The organism is Microbacterium suwonense, assembly GCF_030296555.1.
Taxonomy (GTDB): domain Bacteria; phylum Actinomycetota; class Actinomycetes; order Actinomycetales; family Microbacteriaceae; genus Microbacterium; species Microbacterium suwonense.
Genome location: NZ_AP027728.1, coordinates 35568 through 51409 on the forward strand (window position 1 = coordinate 35568; position 15842 = coordinate 51409).

Genomic DNA, 15842 nt, shown 5'->3' on the forward strand with positions numbered 1-15842 from the left:
CACCCGGCGAGCCTCACCCCCACCGGATGTCCGAAGAGCCGGATATCCCCGCATGCGACACAGCGGGCCGGTCGGGTCTCGTGCCGTGATGGCCGGCGCGCGACAGGCAGAATGTGAGGATGACCCGATCCCGGATGCTGATCTGCGGCGGCGCACTGCTGGCAGCCGCGCTCGTGCTGGGCTGGGGCGTGGTGCTGCTCCCGGGCGGAGTGGCGAACACGGTCGACCAGGGCTGGCACGACCTGATGGTCGGCATCCGTCAGCCGTGGATGCTGGAGACCTCGTACGCCCTGAACGTCATCGGCGGAGGCTGGGTGGCGACCGTGGTGGTGCCGGTGCTGCTGCTCGGGACGCTGGTGGCGATGCGTCGTCCACGCGACGCGGTGTACGCCGCGGCCACGCTGCTGGTGAGTGTCGGGTTCGTGCAGCTGCTCAAGGAGCTGTTCGGTCGCGCACGACCGGACGACCTGTTGGTCGCCTCGGATTTCGGTTCATTCCCCTCCGGGCATACGGCGAATGCCGCGACAGTCGCCCTGGTGGTGTTCCTCGTCTTCCCGCGCCGGTGGGTGGGCGCGGCGGGTGTCGTGTGGACCGTCGCGATGGCGCTGTCCCGCACGATTCTCAGCGTGCACTGGCTGACGGACACCGTCGCCGGGATGCTGATCGGCGGTGCTGCCTCGCTGATCGTCGCCGCCGCGCTCGGTCGCTGGGTGCGGCTGGGCCGGGCAGGTCAGGGTGCGACGTCGCTAGGCTGGGCAGGGTCCGCCGCCGCGGCGCCGGCCTGGAAGGAGTCGCCTGTGTCGAGCATCCGCCCCTATCGCCCGTCGGATCGCGACGCGCTGTACGAGGTGTGCGTGAGGACAGCGGATGCCGGTGGTGACGCGACCGGGCTGTTCGACGACGATCGGCTGTGGGGCGACATCTTCGCCGTGCCCTATGCGCAGCGGCATCCGGATCTGACCTGGGTGGTCGAATCGGCGGACGGTCGCACCATCGGCTACATCGTGTCGACGGACGACACCGAGACCTTCGAGACGTGGTTCCGGGATGAGTGGTGGCCGGGCGTCGCGGCACGCTACCCGCTGTCGGGCGAGCCGGAGCCGACGCGCCAGGACGGCATGATCGGCTACGCGAGCGGTCGTGGTCCCGGGCGCGAGCGGCATGCGGCGGAGTATCCGGCGCACCTGCACATCGATCTGCTTCCCGAGACCCAGGGGCAAGGGCTCGGGCGGCGCCTCATCGAGACGCTGTTCGCGGAGCTGCGGAGCCGGGGCGTGCCGGGTCTGCACCTGGGGATGAACCCTGCCAACGCCGGCGCCGGAGCCTTCTATGAGCGCATCGGCATGTACCGGCTGGAGTCCGGACCGGAGACGACGATGTACGGCATCCGTTTCGACTGACCCCGTCTCCAGTAATGGAGATGCTCCGAGCCCCGGGACCGTGTCTCGGGGCTCGGAGCATTCGGCGGTGACGGAGGGATTCGAACCCTCGGTTGCTTGCACAACACACGCTTTCCAAGCGTGCTCCTTCGGCCGCTCGGACACGTCACCAGGAACAACCTGTCCATCCTATCCGATCCGCAGAGCGCTTCCTGCCTCGGGTCCGAGCGACGGAGTCGGCGGAGTTATCCACAGGATGCCGCCGCTCACCGACGGGAGTCGGCCGCAGGCGGCTAACCTCAGTGCCGGAGGGAGCGACACATGCAACGGATGAGGAAGATCGGCTGTGCGGCAGCCGCAGTGGCAGCGGCCACGCTGTTCGTCACGGTGCCCGCCGCATCGGCCGACGAGGGCGATGTGGAGCTGGGCTTCGCGGACGAGAACTACAACGGATTCCGCGAGGTGCACGGCAGCGGGGACGACGCGTACTGGAACATCCGGATCCGAAGCTCCGGTGGGTATGTGGCGACGTGGGAGCGCGACGAAGGGGTCTGGAAATCGCCTCAGGAAGCTCTGAAGCAGATCAATGAAGGCCTGGCGTGCAGCTACGCCGTCACGGAGCGGCTGCTCGACTCCGTGTCGAGCACGGACGAGTACTCGCGGCTTCCGCAAGTGATCAGGTACGAGAACGACGATGGCGGCTTCAGTGTCGCCCTCGCCGAGGACTCTGCCGAGTATGCCGAGAAGAAGAAGTGCACTGAGGGCCGCTCTTGGGACTGGAGCGCGACCCCTTCCGAGGAGACGGACGAGGCCGGCGTGGGTGAAGTGAGGGTACCTGTGTCGGTCGTGGGACCCGGCGTGCACCGCATGTTTCTCCAGCAGGTCGAGGACGGCGACCTCGTGAAGCACGAGTATGCCGACGGCTCCTGGGTCAGTTACACCCCCACCAGGGTTGCCGTCGGCGACCCCGTCTGGGTCACGGTCGCCATCCCCGAACCGCTCTCGGCGGACTTCCCGCACACGGCGAAGGTCGCGAACGGCGACATCGCCGAGCCCAGCATCCTGGCATCCGCCGCCGCACCGTTCGAGTCGGGTCCCGACGCCTTCGCGACCGAGGCCGGCACGGGCCTGGCCGCGGCGGCGGGCGCCGCCGTGCTGGTCGGCATCCCGACACTGCTCGCAGGCAGGGAGACGCGACGCAACCGAGGAGAGAGCAATGAGTGACCCGATCGCCGAACCGATGCCGCCCGCCGAGCTGCAGCCGGCCGCGCGCCGCGACCCCTGGGCGCGGCTCACTGGCGGCTTCTCCGGATTCGCCGCCGTCGGGCTTCTTGTGCTCGCGGCCGCGCTCGGCGGCCTGATCGCCGGTGGTTTCGCGTTCACGCTCGCCACCGCGCGTGTGGCCACGGTGCTGCTGCTGGCGATGCTGGTCGTCAACGGAACCTCGGGGGCGGTGAAGGGACTGATCAGTCGCCGACGCGGCGGTCGGCCGCGGCTGGTCGTGCGGCCGATTCACATTGTGCTGCTCGTGGTCATCGCGCTGTTCACGCAGTGGATCGGCATCGGCGCGGTGGTGCTCTTCGGCCTACTGATGGTGGTGCCCGACCCCTCCGAAGCGGCGGACCCGTCCGAGCCGGCTACGGATGATCGTCGTCTTGGCGCGGTCGCCGTGGCAATCGGGGCGGGATGGGCGCTCGTGCTGGGTGTCGCAGCAGCCGTCGGTACGGCGTTCATCGCGGGGCACCCGTTCACGGATCTCATCATTTGGGAACAGATCGATGCGAACCGCGCCCCGCAGCTGCAGACGGCCATGGATCTGGCCACCATCCTCGTGCTGGAGTTCTGCATGACTGTGCTCGTGATCACGCTTGGCTCGCTGCCTGTGCTGCTGCTGCCGCTGCGAGGCTTCGAGGGACGTCTGCTCTGGGACTGGAGCCCGATCGTCTGGGCGATCAGCTACGTCGTGGTGGTCGCAGCCGCCGGCATCCTGCTCCTGCCGCTGGTCCAGGCCCGCAGTGTGTGGCTCTGGGGCATCCCGTTCGCGGTCTACGCCGTGACGGTGCTGGCCGTCGGGCTGCTCCGTCGTTCGCCCTCGGCTCCAGAGGATCCGTCAGTCCAGCCCACGTAGAATCTCTGAGTGCCCACCCCCAAGATCGTGCTGTTCTACGCGTTCGCGCCGCTGGCGGACCCGGACGCGATCCGGCTGTGGCAGCGCGACCTCGGCGAGGTGCTGAAGCTGCGTGGACGCATCCTGATCTCCGAGCACGGCATCAACGGCACGCTCGGCGGCGACCTGCCCGCGGTGAAGAAGTGGCTGCGCCGGTTCCGTGACTATCCGGCGTTCAAGGACGCCGACGTGAAGTGGAGCGAGGGCACCGGGCTGGATGCCGACGGCTACAGCCTCGACTTCCCCAAGCTCAGCGTGAAGGTGCGCGACGAGATCGTCTCCTTCGGGGCGCCGGGCGAGCTCGCCGTCGATGAGCACGGCGTCGTGGGCGGCGGAGCCCGGCTGAGCCCCGAGCAGTTGCACGAGCTGATCGCCGAGCGTGGTGACGAGGTGGTGTTCTTCGACGGACGCAATGCGCTCGAGGCCGAGATCGGGCGCTTCCGCAACGCGGTGGTCCCCGACACCGAGAACACCCGCGACTTCGTCCGGCTGCTCGACGAGGGCGCCTACGACGAGCTGAAAGGCAAGCCGGTCGTCACGTACTGCACCGGCGGCATCCGCTGCGAGGTGCTCTCCAGCCTGATGGTCTCGCGCGGCTTCGGCGAGGTGTATCAGCTCGACGGTGGCATCGCCCGCTACGGCGAGACCTACGGCGACGACGGGCTGTGGGAGGGGTCGCTGTACGTCTTCGACAGGAGAGGCTCGGTGGAGTTCTCGGATCACGCCGCTGTCATCGGCGAGTGCGCCGGATGCGGGGCGAGCACCAGCCGGACGGCGAACTGCCCCGAACCCACCTGCCGCCGTCAGTTCGTCGTGTGCGCCGCGTGCGGCGCCGTCGCCTGCCCCGAGCACGCCTGACCCACAGCGCATCTATCTGGCACTCGTGCACGCGACACGCCGGGCGAGCCGCGCAGCAGCGCCATATAGACGGGCTTTCCAGGCGGTGGGGGGCTCAGCGTCGGCGCAGGAACAGGGATGCCGGCAGCATCCGCGCCAGCACGCGCTGTCGCGGGTCCACGCTCGCGGCCAGTTGTGCGAGCACGATCCTCAGCGGGTTCGCCAGGTTCTCGGCGTCCGGGGCGGTCTCGGCATAGCTGGTGTGCTCGACGGCCCGCACCAGCGGGCTCAGCGCCGCCGGATCCACTCCGCGCGTCATCGCGAGCGCATCGGCACGCACGCGCGCCGTCTGCACCTCGGGTGCCGCCAGCCCCAGATCCACCAGCGCGTCCGACAGCTCTTGCCAGGCTGCCATCGCATCGCCCGACCGGGCCCGCCCCATCCGCACAGTGCGCCGCACCTCGCGCACCAGCATCGGCAGCGCGAGCAGCACGAGGATGCCGAGCACCGTCAGCATCACGGGGGTCGGGTTCAGTCGCTGCAGCGGCGCCGCACCATCGGCGCCGAGGTCATCATCGGGCCCCGCCGAGCTCGTGGGCGCCGTGGAGGAGCTCTCGGACGGGGCGATGGTCGGCTGCGGGGCATCCGGGCCGTCGCCGTTACCGCCCTCGGACGACTCGGCGGCGAAGGCTGTCGGCACGCCGAGCGTGGCGGTGGGCTCGAAGGGCACCCAGCCGATGCCGGCGAAGTGCACCTCGGGCCAGGAGTGCAGCTGGTCGCTGGTGACCGAGTAGACGGTGTCGTCGCCGCGCTTCTCATCCGTGGCGGTGCCGGGCAGATAGCCGACGACGATCCGCACCGGCATCCCGAGCGTCGACGTCATCAGCGCGAACGCGCCCGCGAAGTGGATGCAGTACCCGGTGCGCTTGTCCAGGAAGGTCGCCACGGCCTCGGCGCCCGTGCCGTCGAACCCCTCCTCGACCGGGGCCTCCAGCGAGTACGAGAACTCGGTGCGGAACCAGTCCTGCAGGGCGATCAGCCGGTCGTAATCGGTGTCGGCGCCCGCGGTCACCTCGCTCGCCAGCTGAGCGATGATCGGCGGAAGGTCGTCGGGCAGCTCGGGTGTCGGTGCGCCGGATGCCGTCGACGCCCGAATCTGCTCCAGGGTCGGCGCGGCGGTGGCGACCTTCACCGTGTAGTCCGACCCGGCCGCGTCCTCGGTGCGACTGAGCACGGTGCGGTTCTCGGGCACCGCCGACCAGGCCCTCCAACCCGGTCAGCCGCTCGGGGGCGTACGGCACCGGCAGCCGGTCGCTGGAGACGCCCACCACACGGATCGAGACATCGTTCGTCACCGTGGCGATTGGATCGGCCCAGTCGCGCTCGCCGAATCCCGCGCGCACCGGCACGCGATCGCCGCGATCGGGCCGCCACACGTCGCCGTCGAAGCGCGAGAGCGTCGCCATGCGCAGGTACGGGGCGCTCGCCGCAGAGGTCACTAGCGTCAGCGCCTCGACGCCCTCGGGCCGGCGCAGGTCATCGCCCAGGCGCAGGTTGGCGCTGACGGTCAGCATCGGCCCGGTGCCGGGAAGAGCGGATGCCACCGGCAGCACCGGCGCGAGCACGAGCGCTGCCACGATCGCGACCGCCCCGACCGTCGTCGCCACGGTGGAGGAGGCGCTGCGCGCGGCACGCGGATCGTGCCGCGCCCCGAATCGCAGCAGCAGCAGGATCGTCACGGCCTGCATGAGGAACCAGGCGATGTTCACCGTTCCGAACGACACGAGCATCGGCACGACGCCCACCACCGAGCTGAGCAGCACCGCCAGCACCACCAGGCGGTGTGCGACGAGCTGATCGATCAGGATCGCGACCACCGCGAACGCCAGACCCAGCAGCGTCGCCATGGGCATGGACGCGGCGATCGGCGCCACGCCGTTCATGATCTCGTCGAAGCTCTGCGTCAGCCGCACGCCGATCAGGCGGACCGTCTGACCGGTGGGGATCATCCCCAGTCGCGCAGTCTCACCGGCGAGCATCGCCGTGCAGGCCAGGACCGCGACGATCAGCTGGGCGAGCAGCACCAGCACGCGACGGATGCCGATTCGCACTCCGCCGAGTGCGCCGCGGGCGATCATGCCGACGAGGGCGACCAGGATCACGGTCACGCCGACGACGAAGCTCCACAGCCCCGGCTGCACGGCGCCGGTGTACGGCCAGACGGCGACGATCACGGTGAGCATCGCGAGCATGCCCGAGCCGAGCGGTCCCGCCGGGCGCCGCGGCGGCGACTGGATCGCGCCGGCCGCCTGCGCCCGGTCAGTCATGATGCACCGCCGAGAGCGGGAGGGCGGATGCCCACAGGGCCGGAAGGTCTTCGGGATCTGCGGTGAGCACGGCCGGATGCCAGCCGTGTGCGCGCACGCTCGCCAGTGCTGTCTCTCCGGCGGAGGTCGCGAACAGCAGGGGCGCCGCAGCACCGGCGGTGCTGAGCTTCTCGGCATCCGCGTCGCCGATCCGGCCGGTGATCAGCACCAACGGACCCGGGGAGTGCTGCCGACGATGGTGCGCAGGTCGCGCGGCTCGCCACGGGGTCCGACCATCGCCAGGGCGATCATCAGGTCCTCCCGATCCTCCTCATGGCCGCGCAGCGCCCCAGCAGCACGCCCGCGCTGTCGACCACGTCGACGCTGTAGCCGTCCTGCGCCAATCGCAGCGCGACGGACCCGCACAGGGTCACGGCGGTCTCGAACGCCGGATCCACGTCGTCACCGGGGCGATCCCAGCGGTCGGCTGCTCGGTCGAGCACGACCAGTGCGTCGGGACTGGCCTCCTCCTCTTCCTGGCGCACCATCAGATCGCCACGGTGCGCGGTGGCGCGCCAGTGGATGCGACGACGCGAGTCGCCGGAGGCGTACGGGCGTGGGATGAGGTTGTCGGCGCCCTGGCCGAGCCGGGTCGAGCGGGTCTGCGCGGTGCCGCCGGCGGCGCCGACCTTGGTGGGCAGTGGGATCAGCGCGACCGTCTGCGGGATGACGGTGATCGTGCGCGTATCGCCGAACGCCTGCTCGCGCTGGACGAGCCCGAACGGATCCGTGGTGCGCAGCAGCAGCGGCCCGAGCGTGCTGATGCCGCGGCGAACCCCTCCAGGTCGTAGCGCAGCGCGTCTTCGGGGTAGTCGCCGCGGGCATCGCCGTGCACCGCCGCGGGGAGCGTGTCGCGCCAGGTGCCGCGCGGGATGCCGAAGGCGTACAGGTCGAAGCGCACGTTGACGCGGGAGGTCTCGCCGACGGCGAGCACATCGGTGGACACCTGTCGGTGCACCTCGCCGCGACGCCGTGGCAGCCGCACGACCAGCAGGCAGATCACGGGAAGCGCCGCTAGCAGCAGGCCGACGTACAGCAGCGGCCGCGCCGAGAGCACGTTGGCGGCGACGATCAGCAGGATGCCGGAGAGCAGGCATCCCCAGCCTCTCGCGGTCAGCGGGCGACGCTTCATCGGCAGCCTCAGCGGTCCGGCGGTCTTCAGCGGCGGGTGTCGGCGAACGGGACCGGCACGCGCGAGATGATCTGGGTCAGCGCCGCCTCCACCGGCTGGCTGCCGGCACGGTGCACCCCGCGTGCGGCCAGCAGCCGGTGGGCGAAGACCGGGATGACCAGCTCGGCGATGTCGTCCGGCACGACGAACTCGCGTCCGTCCAGAGCAGCGCGCACCTTCGCCGCGCGCACCAGCTGCAGCGTCGCACGCGGGCTCGCGCCCAGGTGCAGGCTGGGGTCCTGTCGGGTGGCCTGGGCGAGAGCGACGGCGTACTCCTCGAGGGACTCGGCGACGTGCACGCGTCGGGTCCAGGCGATCAACGCGCGCACGGTGGTCGCGTCGGTCACCGGGGTGATCGCCGCAAGGGGGTTGGATCGCTCACGCTGGCGCAGCATGAGGGTCTCGGCCGCAGCATCCGGGTACCCCATCGAGATGCGCATCATGAACCGGTCGCGCTGGGCCTCGGGCAGCGGATAGGTGCCCTCCATCTCCAGCGGATTCTGGGTGGCGACCACCAGGAACGGCTGGGGGAGCGGATGCGTGGCGCCGTCGACGGTGACCTGCCCCTCCTCCATCGCCTCCAGCAGAGCGGACTGGGTCTTGGGCGAGGCGCGGTTGATCTCGTCGGCGATGACGATGTGGGCGAAGACGGCGCCGCGCTTGAACTCGAACTCGCGGGCCACCGGGTCGTACACGGCCACACCGGTGACATCGCCCGGCAGCAGGTCGGGCGTGAACTGGATGCGGCGCACCGTGGCGTGTACGCTCGCGGCAAGCGCGCGGGCGAGCATGGTCTTGCCGACGCCGGGCACGTCCTCGATCAGCAGGTGACCCTCGGCGAACAGGCAGGTCAGGGCGCTGCGCACCGCCTCCGGCTTCCCGTCGATCACCGACGAGACCGAGGCGATGATCCGGGAGGTCTGCTCGGCGAAGCGTTCGGCAGTGATCTGCTCGGTGACGGTCTCGGTCATCTGCTCCTGCATCCGGTGTCTCCCCCTGCGCGACGGTGCGAACTTCGATCGTAACGCGGCTGGGTGGGCGCGGGCGCGGCCGGAGCCCTGCCGCACCGCTCACCCCCACAGTGTGGTGCGGGCTCCGGACCCTTCCAGCTGTCCGGACTGGGCGCGGGCGGCACGCAGCACGACCAGTCCCTCCTCGCCCTGCAGCTCGATCAGCTCGCACGGGCCGATCGCGTCCTGCCACAGCGCTGCGAAGTGCTCGGCATCCGCTCTGCGCCTGCCGATCTGCTGCGGCACCGCCAGGTAGGCATCCGGTCTGCGGGCCGAGGCGATGCGCAACAGGAACCGGGGTGTGCGCACCGGTCCGAACAGCTCCTGCACGGCATCCGCCAGCAGCTGCCGCACCCGTGCCGGCCCCTCGAAGACCAGCCGCAGTCGCGTGGATCCGTCGGGCTCGCGCTGCCGGTCGACCTCGACGGCGGTGTCCGGCAGGAACGGGATCCGCCCGGCGTCCTGCAGCGCTCGGGAGACCAGCCGCGCCGTCTCCCGGTAGACCAGCGACGGGTCCCGGCGGCGTCGCAGCCCGCGGATGAGCTCGGGGATCCGTCGGCCGAGGGCGACGACGGCGCCGCCGCCCAGGGCGATGCCGGCACCGGCGGCCAGCGGCAGATTCCACTCGAGGGCCCCACTGGCCACTGCGGTCAGACCCCCGCTGGCCAGAGCTCCCAGCAGGAACAACGTCGGCGCCCCGACCGCGACGGCAGGCAGCACCTGCACGAGTGCGGTGCGGTGGGGGCTGCGCACGGCCACCACATCCCGCTCCCGGGCTGTGTACGGCTGCCCGATGCGCCAGTCGGCATGCGTCTGCGAGCGGGACCGGATGCCGGCGAGCACCGCCTGATTCAGGGCGTCGATCGAGGTGGCCGGGTCCTTCGCGATGAGCCGGTCGAGCAGATCGCGGGTGCCCCGGTCGAGAGCGGCGTCGAGCCCGGTGATCACACGAGTGTGGTCGTCGGCGCTCAGGCCCCACAGGTGGCTGTGCCGACGTCGCAGCCGATCCAGCTCGGCGTCGGAATCGAGTTCGACGTGCGGCGGGATCAGGCACACAACCGACCAGTTGTGCGCCACCTTCTGCGCCCAGGCCGGGTCCAGGCGCAGGGTGCGTCCGCGCAGCTGCTGCGTGCTGACGCTGGAGGCGACGCTGGTCAGGTCGATGAGCGTGTTCACCGCTGGGCAGTCCCAGCCTTCGCCGAGCAGCCCGCGGGTGCCGACCAGCACCCGCACCCTGCCGTCGGTCACCAGGTGCGACACCGCGGCCACCAGCCGTCCGCCGCCGAACCCCGGCACGCGCAGCACCCTGGTCGCGCCGAAGCCCTCCTCGACCTCGACCGCGCTGCCGAGTGCCCGCTCCAGCGCCTGTGCGACGGCGTCGGCATCCGCGGCGGTGGTACGCAGGTGCTGAGCGGTCAGCAGCACCGGGCACAGCGCGGCGGTCTCGGGATCGGATGCCAGCAGATCGAACACGCGCAGCGCCCCGGGCGCGGCACCGCCGGTGAGGCCCCGGTTGTCTCCGGCCTCGACGACGTCCGTCACGACCACCGCCCGGATGCGCTCGCCGTCGGCACTGCGCAGTTCGTGGCGCAGGATGTCGATCGTCGCGTGATCCTTGGCGATCGAGGTCGCCAGCGTCGTCTCCAGCGGGTTGCGTCCGCGCCGGATGCCGCGATCGGTCAGGTGCAGGCCGAAGTCGGCCAGGGCGCCCTTCACGTAGCGCCACTGGTCGCGGGCGGCCGGGTTGCGCAGCAGCCGGTTCAGTGCGAAGCGGGCGAGCACCAGCAGCAGGTCGTCGGTGCTCGCGCGGGTGAACAGCTGCGGGTCCAGCAGGGCACAGAGCGGATGCCGGGGAGCAGCCGCCCGCAGCACCGCCCCGCACGCCCGGGCGAGGGTGAAATCGGCGCTGAGTGCCCGGTCGATCCCGCGACGGGCGGACTCCTCGGGCGGGAGTGCGGGAGCCGGCGGAGGCGTCGGGGCATCGGCATCTGCTGTCTCGGCATCCGTGGTCGCCGCGGCGGGCTGCAGCTGATCGTGCAGGTACGAGACGCCGTCCGGCGTCGAGAGCACCTGCACCATCAGCTCGTGCAGCTGCGCTTCACTGCGCCGGATGAAATGCGCCTCCTGCGGGACCGGCTCGGTGAACCAGACGTGTGCGCGGTACGGCGCGAGGTGCCCTTCTTTCACGACGGCCGGAGTCGGCACCTCGTAGTCGACCTCGCCGAGCAGCTGCGTGTAGTTCTCGAATCCGGTGCCGTCGTCGGCGGAGGGGAGGGTGGCGGTCAGGCCGATGAGCAGACCCGTGCAGCCGCGCTCGCGGATCCGTGCCCGCAGGTAGGCGACGACGATGGCCCAGTGATCCAGCAGATGATGGCACTCGTCGAGCACGATCGTGTCGACGCCCGCATCGACGATGCGATCGATCAGCGCCAGGGCGTTCGGGTGCAGCACCCGGGCCAAGGACTCCGGCCGGGTCTGCGCGAACCGGCGGCGCAGGCCGGCCGAGCGTTTGCGGATGCCGCGCCGGTACTGTGCGCGGTTGTCGACCGCCAGCGTGGCGAGCCAGGTCGCGGCATCCGCCTCCGTCCGCCCCGCCTCGACGAGCTGTTCGGTCCACTGCGCACGGGCGAGATCATCGAAAGGAGAGCTATCGCCGGTGACGCTCAGCAGCTGATACGTCAGCACGGTCAGATCGGCCAGGTTCGCCGGGTCGTCGGAGACCTGGGCGTCGTCCGTCGCGAGGTCGCGCGCCGTCCGCACCCACTGCTGACGGATCGTCACGGTGGGCGTCAGCACGAGCGTGCGCCGTCCCTCGCGGGCGGCGAGCAGCAGCCCGAGCAGCGTCTTGCCGGAGCCTGGTGGTGCCACGATGTGCATCGCGGCATCCGCTGGAGCAGCCGGGATCTGTTCCAGGACTTCGCTCTGATAGGTGCGCAGCTCGCCGTCGAACCGCCAGTCGGCGAGGGAGCTGGGCAGTGGGTTCATCGTGACCGAGCGTATCGGCCACGTCGGGTAGACTGTTCGACGGCTCTCCGCGTGACGGTATCCAGGCCAATTCCCCCAGGGCGGAAACGCAGCAAGGGTAACCGGGCTCTGCCGGGTGCGCGGAGGGTCTTTTCTCTCCAGGGGGCGGTCTCGATCCGGGAGGTCTCTGTCCGTGATCCGGACGGCCAAGCCTCGTCCAGCATCCTCCGGCCCGGGCCTGTCAAGATCGATGCTGTGACAGCATCCGTCTCACCCGATTCGCGCCCCCGGTCGTTCTCGCGCTTTCTCGCGCCGGTCGTGCTGCTCGCGCTGATGTGGGCGATCCAGTTCGCGGATGCCGTGCTGCCCGGCTCGTTCACCGGCTGGGGGCTGCGCTCCTGGGATCTCGGCAGCCTTCCCGGCCTCGTGCTCGGGCCGCTGCTGCACGCGAACTGGGCGCATCTGGTCGGCAACTCCGGGCCGTTCCTGGTGCTTGGCTGTCTGGTCGCCGTCGAGGGAGCGACGCGGTTCTGGGGGTCACCGTCGTGGTCGCGCTGGTCGGCGGGGCAGGCACCTGGTTCGTGAACGCCCCGGGCACGCTCACCGTCGGCGCCTCGGTGCTCGTGTTCGGATACTTCGGCTATGTCGTACTGCGCGTCATCGCTCCCGGGCGCCTCGCACATCGGCTGGCGTACGCCGCCATCGCCCTGATCGTGGTCGCGCTCTACGGCGCCACCATGATCACCGGCATTCTCGGCGCCGGCCCTGGTATCTCTTGGCAGGCGCACCTGTTCGGCGGAGTCGGCGGCGGCCTCATGGCGTTCGCGGGCCGCCGTCGGGAATCGTCCGCGTGAGCGTGCAGCGGTCGAAGGCGGCGACGCTGCGACGGCGCGCACGGCGCCGCCGAGAGCGCAGACGGATGCTGAGGATCGCCGTGATCACGGCATCCGTCGCCGTTGTGATCTCGGCCGTCTTCATCGGTGCGGGACTGCTCACCGCACCGCACCCCGACCGGTACTGTCTCGCCGAGCCGCACGCCTTCCCCGCCGCCGGGATCGACGGCTGGCGCGGTGACCAGCTCGAGAACGCCGCCATCATCATCCGCGCGGCTCGCGATCTGGGCTTGGAGCGCGACGCGCAGGTCATCGGCGTGATGGCGGCGATGGGGGAGAGCTCGCTGCACAACATCGACTATGGCGACTGGGAGACCTCGGGCGTCGCGAACCCCGACGGCAGCCGCACCACCAGCATCGGGCTGTTCCAGCAGCAGGAGTGGTGGGGCAGCGTCGAGGAGCGGATGGACCCCGCCAGCGCCGCGACGAAGTTCTTCACCAGGTTGGGCACGGTGCCGGGGTGGCAGAGCATGCCGCCGTCGCACGCCATCAACCGTGTGCAGATCAACTCGGATCGCGAGCACTATGCGCGCTTTCGGGAGGACGCAGTGGCGGTGGTGGCTGGCTTGTCGGGGGAGTGTGCGGGGTGATCGTCGGCGGATGCTTAACTCGAAGAGATATACGAATCCTAATGTTCTTAGAGTGTAAATAATTCGAAGAAAAGCTTGACATCTGTGGGTGAGGTTTCGTAGGCTGGAGGCATGTCGGCGGCACTGTCTTCTCTGCACGAGGCCCTCTCGGTCCTCGATGAGGCGTGGGCGGATGCGGATTGCGCGGCGGATCTGTCGCGGGCGGAGCTGATGTCGACGAACGCGGCTCTCGGGGCGTTGAAACGTCGGGTGGATGCGCTTGGCGGTGCAGGTCGCGGTGCAGATCGCTCATGAATCGCGGGCGGAGCTGGGTGCGGACTCGCTGTCGAAACAGGCCGGGTTCCGATCCCCGGTGCAACTGATCGCGGCGACGACCGGGCTTTCGGCCGGGGATGCGGCAGGTCTGGTGAAGGTCGGCGAGGCGACGGCCCCGCGCACGGATCTTGTCGGGCAGCGGATGCCGGCGAAGTACCCCGCGGTGCAGGCCGCGCTGTCGTCCGGTGCGCTGGGCGCCCCGGCGGCGTCGCTGATCGTGACGTTCCTGGATCGCGCCTGTGTCGGGCAGGAGGCGGGGAAGGTCGCCGAGGTGGAGGGGCGGCTCGTGAACCGGGCCCAGGGACTGTCGCTGGACGATGTGCGCAGACTCGTCAAGAGTGCTGAGGCGGTGCTCGAAGAGAGCAGGCTCGAGGCGCGTGAACACGAGCGGCGGGCGCAGCGGTCTGCGACGATGTTCGAACGCGACGGGAACCTGCACCTGAACCTGATCACCCCGATCGAAGAGGGTGCGGCGATCAAGGCCGCCGTCGACGGGTACGTGACCGCGCAGTTCCAGGCGCGTAAGGACGCGTCAGACGCAGGCGAAGCGTCTGTGATGGGTGAGGCGGACACCGACCGGCGGACCGTGGCGATGATGCGCGCCGACGCGTTCACGGTGTTCTGCACGCACGTGCTGGGATGCGAGGCCGAGAAGACGACGTTGGCTGGGGCGACGGTGATCGTCCGGGTCGACGCCGGCGACTTGCAGGCCGGCGTCGGGCACGGCAGCATCGACGGAGCCGACCAGCCCGTCAGCATCGCCGCGATCCGACGGATGGCGGCCTCTGGAGCGGTGATCCCCTGCGTGCTCGACAGCGCCGGCGAGATCCTCGACTTCGGGCGCGAGCGGCGCCTGTTCACCCGTGCGCAGAAACTCGCGCTCGTCGAACGCGACGGCGGGTGCGCGATGTGCGGGCTCCCACCGCACATGACCAAGGTCCACCACATCCGTTGGTGGCAGCGAGATGCCGGACCCACCGACCTGGCCAACGGGATCCTGCTCTGCGAGACCTGCCATCATCGCATCCACGACAACGGGTGGGACATCCGCATCGACAACCCACCCGGTACCAGCAAGAACAGCACAGGCAAGAACGGCACAGGCAAGAACGGCACCGGGGTCAGCGCCCGGGCGCGAGTGTGGTTCATCCCACCCCCGAGCATCGACCCCACCCGAACCCCACGCCTCGGCGGCAGAGCACGCTACGACATCGCTGCCTGAAGTGGCTCATGCTGTTCGGGCGTCTCCCGGCCTATCCGCGCTCCAGTCCCTGCCGCTATATTTGGCGACAAGATAGTTGATTGTCCTATTGACAGGAACCACACAGTTGAGCCAGCCTGCCGCTCCCCACGAGCTTCCGCGGTCGGACACGTCTACGCCCTCTCCAGTCCCGAACGCACCGTTGAACACGATGGCTTTGTTGGCGCTGATCTTTTCTTTCCTTCCGACAGGCCCGCTGAGTATCGTGTTTGGCCACATAGGACTGTCGCAAATCCGACGTACCGGTGAGCGTGGTCGAGGAATGGCGATCACGGGTCTCATCCTGGGATATCTATGGTTGGCCGCAGTGGTTTTCGCTATCGTCGTTTTTGCACTCTTTGGCGCGATGATCTTTGGCGTTGCCAACAATATTTCGCTCGCGAACAGCACGCCGACGCAGGCGACGACGACAACAGTGAACCGCGTGACGGTATCGCTGGAGGGCGCCGATGGCCGGGCCATCTCAGGTCCTCTGTCCGATGCTGCCGAAACAGTCCTGCGCCATCGACTTGAGCGTGCCGGAATCGCATTCTCGACGGTTGATTCTTCCGGCGATGGCGCTATCGCTGTTACGTTCGACGATGCGGCGTCGATCGAGGCCGTTCATGATGCCGCTGAGATTCTTGGAGCTGCGAACGAGGCAAGCATCCGGTCCGTGCTCGGCATCGCACAGGGGAGTTCTACGGCTTCGCTGATTCTCCCGATCTTGATGAGCAGATCGCCCGTGAATTCCTCGACGTGGATTGTGCGGAGACAATTTCTGATGTCGCTCAGGTGCATGGGTTCGATGTGATATGCGGCTCTTCGGACATCCGGTGGGGGTGAGGCTCGCCGGGTGATGTTCGGCGGGTAGGGGTCGAGGTCCCCGAGGATCAGTAGCGCTAACTGT

At 69.7% G+C, this 15842-nt stretch carries 16 protein-coding genes, 1 tRNA gene, 1 other RNA gene and 1 pseudogene; 11 read left to right on the plus strand and 8 right to left on the minus strand.

The window, feature by feature from the left end:
- The first annotated feature begins 119 nt into the window (after positions 1–119).
- Positions 120–1400 carry a GNAT family N-acetyltransferase gene (locus QUE33_RS15910; RefSeq protein ID WP_350226478.1) on the plus strand — a complete coding sequence of 427 codons (1281 nt, stop codon included), beginning with the start codon at positions 120–122 and terminating at the stop codon, positions 1398–1400.
- 65 nt (positions 1401–1465) lie between these two features.
- Here QUE33_RS15910 and QUE33_RS00195 read toward each other — a convergent pair.
- Positions 1466–1550: transfer RNA gene (locus QUE33_RS00195), tRNA-Ser, on the minus strand.
- Positions 1551–1709: 159 nt separating this feature from the next.
- Here QUE33_RS00195 and QUE33_RS00200 point away from each other — a divergent pair.
- The 3 genes from QUE33_RS00200 to trhO are packed head-to-tail and all read left to right on the plus strand — an operon-like array spanning position 1710 to position 4404.
- The gene (locus QUE33_RS00200) at positions 1710–2603 is read left to right on the plus strand and encodes a hypothetical protein (RefSeq protein ID WP_286301228.1); all 894 of its coding nucleotides are present in this window, start codon (positions 1710–1712) and stop codon (positions 2601–2603) included.
- Positions 2596–3507, plus strand: a complete 912-nt coding sequence (locus tag QUE33_RS00205; RefSeq protein WP_286301229.1) for a hypothetical protein — start codon at positions 2596–2598, stop codon at positions 3505–3507. The genes QUE33_RS00200 and QUE33_RS00205 overlap by 8 nt, the downstream gene beginning before the upstream one ends.
- A 9-nt stretch (positions 3508–3516) precedes the next feature.
- A complete protein-coding gene (gene trhO, locus QUE33_RS00210) occupies positions 3517–4404 on the plus strand; it encodes an oxygen-dependent tRNA uridine(34) hydroxylase TrhO (protein WP_286301230.1) in 888 nt (295 codons plus the stop codon).
- A gap of 94 nt (positions 4405–4498) precedes the next feature.
- Here the strand turns inward: trhO and QUE33_RS00215 are convergent, their stop codons facing one another.
- The 7 genes and pseudogenes from QUE33_RS00215 to QUE33_RS00245 form a co-directional block, all read right to left on the minus strand.
- Positions 4499–5635, minus strand: a complete 1137-nt coding sequence (locus tag QUE33_RS00215; RefSeq protein WP_350226479.1) for a transglutaminase-like domain-containing protein — start codon at positions 5633–5635, stop codon at positions 4499–4501.
- A 70-nt stretch (positions 5636–5705) separates the two neighbouring features.
- A pseudogene (locus QUE33_RS00220) lies at positions 5706–6710 on the minus strand (TgpA N-terminal domain-containing protein); the annotation flags it as partial.
- The gene (locus QUE33_RS00225) at positions 6703–6918 is read right to left on the minus strand and encodes a hypothetical protein (RefSeq protein WP_286301232.1); all 216 of its coding nucleotides are present in this window, start codon (positions 6916–6918) and stop codon (positions 6703–6705) included. The pseudogene QUE33_RS00220 and the gene QUE33_RS00225, both read right to left, overlap by 8 nt.
- Before the next feature lie 82 nt (positions 6919–7000).
- A complete protein-coding gene (locus QUE33_RS00230; RefSeq protein ID WP_286303197.1) occupies positions 7001–7513 on the minus strand; it encodes a DUF58 domain-containing protein in 513 nt (170 codons plus the stop codon).
- Positions 7396–7881: a hypothetical protein gene (locus tag QUE33_RS00235; protein WP_286303209.1), complete on the minus strand. Its 486-nt coding sequence runs from the start codon at positions 7879–7881 to the stop codon at positions 7396–7398. The genes QUE33_RS00230 and QUE33_RS00235 overlap by 118 nt, the downstream gene beginning before the upstream one ends.
- Before the next feature lie 26 nt (positions 7882–7907).
- The gene (locus QUE33_RS00240) at positions 7908–8891 is read right to left on the minus strand and encodes an AAA family ATPase (RefSeq protein WP_286301233.1); all 984 of its coding nucleotides are present in this window, start codon (positions 8889–8891) and stop codon (positions 7908–7910) included.
- Positions 8892–8990: 99 nt separating this feature from the next.
- Positions 8991–11915, minus strand: a complete 2925-nt coding sequence (locus tag QUE33_RS00245; RefSeq protein WP_286301244.1) for a DEAD/DEAH box helicase family protein — start codon at positions 11913–11915, stop codon at positions 8991–8993.
- Positions 11916–11953: 38 nt separating this feature from the next.
- Here QUE33_RS00245 and ffs point away from each other — a divergent pair.
- From ffs to QUE33_RS00280, 7 genes are all read left to right on the plus strand, one after another.
- Positions 11954–12050: signal recognition particle sRNA small type (gene ffs / locus QUE33_RS00250), an RNA gene on the plus strand.
- A gap of 99 nt (positions 12051–12149) precedes the next feature.
- Entirely contained in the window at positions 12150–12479 is a 330-nt protein-coding gene (locus QUE33_RS00255; RefSeq protein WP_286301237.1) for a hypothetical protein, read from the plus strand.
- Positions 12440–12748, plus strand: coding sequence for a rhomboid family intramembrane serine protease (locus QUE33_RS00260; RefSeq protein ID WP_286301238.1), 309 nt, complete (start codon positions 12440–12442; stop codon positions 12746–12748). The genes QUE33_RS00255 and QUE33_RS00260 overlap by 40 nt, the downstream gene beginning before the upstream one ends.
- A complete protein-coding gene (locus QUE33_RS00265) occupies positions 12745–13377 on the plus strand; it encodes a hypothetical protein (protein WP_286301245.1) in 633 nt (210 codons plus the stop codon). Before QUE33_RS00260 ends, QUE33_RS00265 begins: the two co-directional genes overlap by 4 nt.
- 111 nt (positions 13378–13488) lie before the next feature.
- The gene (locus tag QUE33_RS00270; RefSeq protein WP_286301246.1) at positions 13489–13671 is read left to right on the plus strand and encodes a hypothetical protein; all 183 of its coding nucleotides are present in this window, start codon (positions 13489–13491) and stop codon (positions 13669–13671) included.
- Positions 13631–14914: an HNH endonuclease signature motif containing protein gene (locus QUE33_RS00275; protein WP_286301247.1), complete on the plus strand. Its 1284-nt coding sequence runs from the start codon at positions 13631–13633 to the stop codon at positions 14912–14914. The genes QUE33_RS00270 and QUE33_RS00275 overlap by 41 nt, the downstream gene beginning before the upstream one ends.
- Before the next feature lie 190 nt (positions 14915–15104).
- Entirely contained in the window at positions 15105–15746 is a 642-nt protein-coding gene (locus QUE33_RS00280) for a DUF4190 domain-containing protein (RefSeq protein ID WP_286301248.1), read from the plus strand.
- The last annotated feature ends 96 nt before the right edge of the window (positions 15747–15842 follow it).

Excerpts from the sequence above, each read along its gene's own strand:
- QUE33_RS15910 (WP_350226478.1), top strand. The coding sequence starts at position 120 with ATGACCCGATCCCGGATGCTGATCTGCGGCGGCGCACTGCTGGCAGCC.
- QUE33_RS00200 (WP_286301228.1), top strand. The coding sequence starts at position 1,710 with ATGAGGAAGATCGGCTGTGCGGCAGCCGCAGTGGCAGCGGCCACGCTG.
- QUE33_RS00205 (WP_286301229.1), top strand. The coding sequence starts at position 2,596 with ATGAGTGACCCGATCGCCGAACCGATGCCGCCCGCCGAGCTGCAGCCG.
- QUE33_RS00235 (WP_286303209.1), bottom strand. The coding sequence starts at position 7,881 with ATGAAGCGTCGCCCGCTGACCGCGAGAGGCTGGGGATGCCTGCTCTCC.
- QUE33_RS00240 (WP_286301233.1), bottom strand. The coding sequence starts at position 8,891 with ATGACCGAGACCGTCACCGAGCAGATCACTGCCGAACGCTTCGCCGAG.
- QUE33_RS00245 (WP_286301244.1), bottom strand. The coding sequence starts at position 11,915 with ATGAACCCACTGCCCAGCTCCCTCGCCGACTGGCGGTTCGACGGCGAG.
- QUE33_RS00270 (WP_286301246.1), top strand. The coding sequence starts at position 13,489 with ATGTCGGCGGCACTGTCTTCTCTGCACGAGGCCCTCTCGGTCCTCGAT.
- QUE33_RS00275 (WP_286301247.1), top strand. The coding sequence starts at position 13,631 with ATGCGCTTGGCGGTGCAGGTCGCGGTGCAGATCGCTCATGAATCGCGG.
- QUE33_RS00280 (WP_286301248.1), top strand. The coding sequence starts at position 15,105 with ATGGCTTTGTTGGCGCTGATCTTTTCTTTCCTTCCGACAGGCCCGCTG.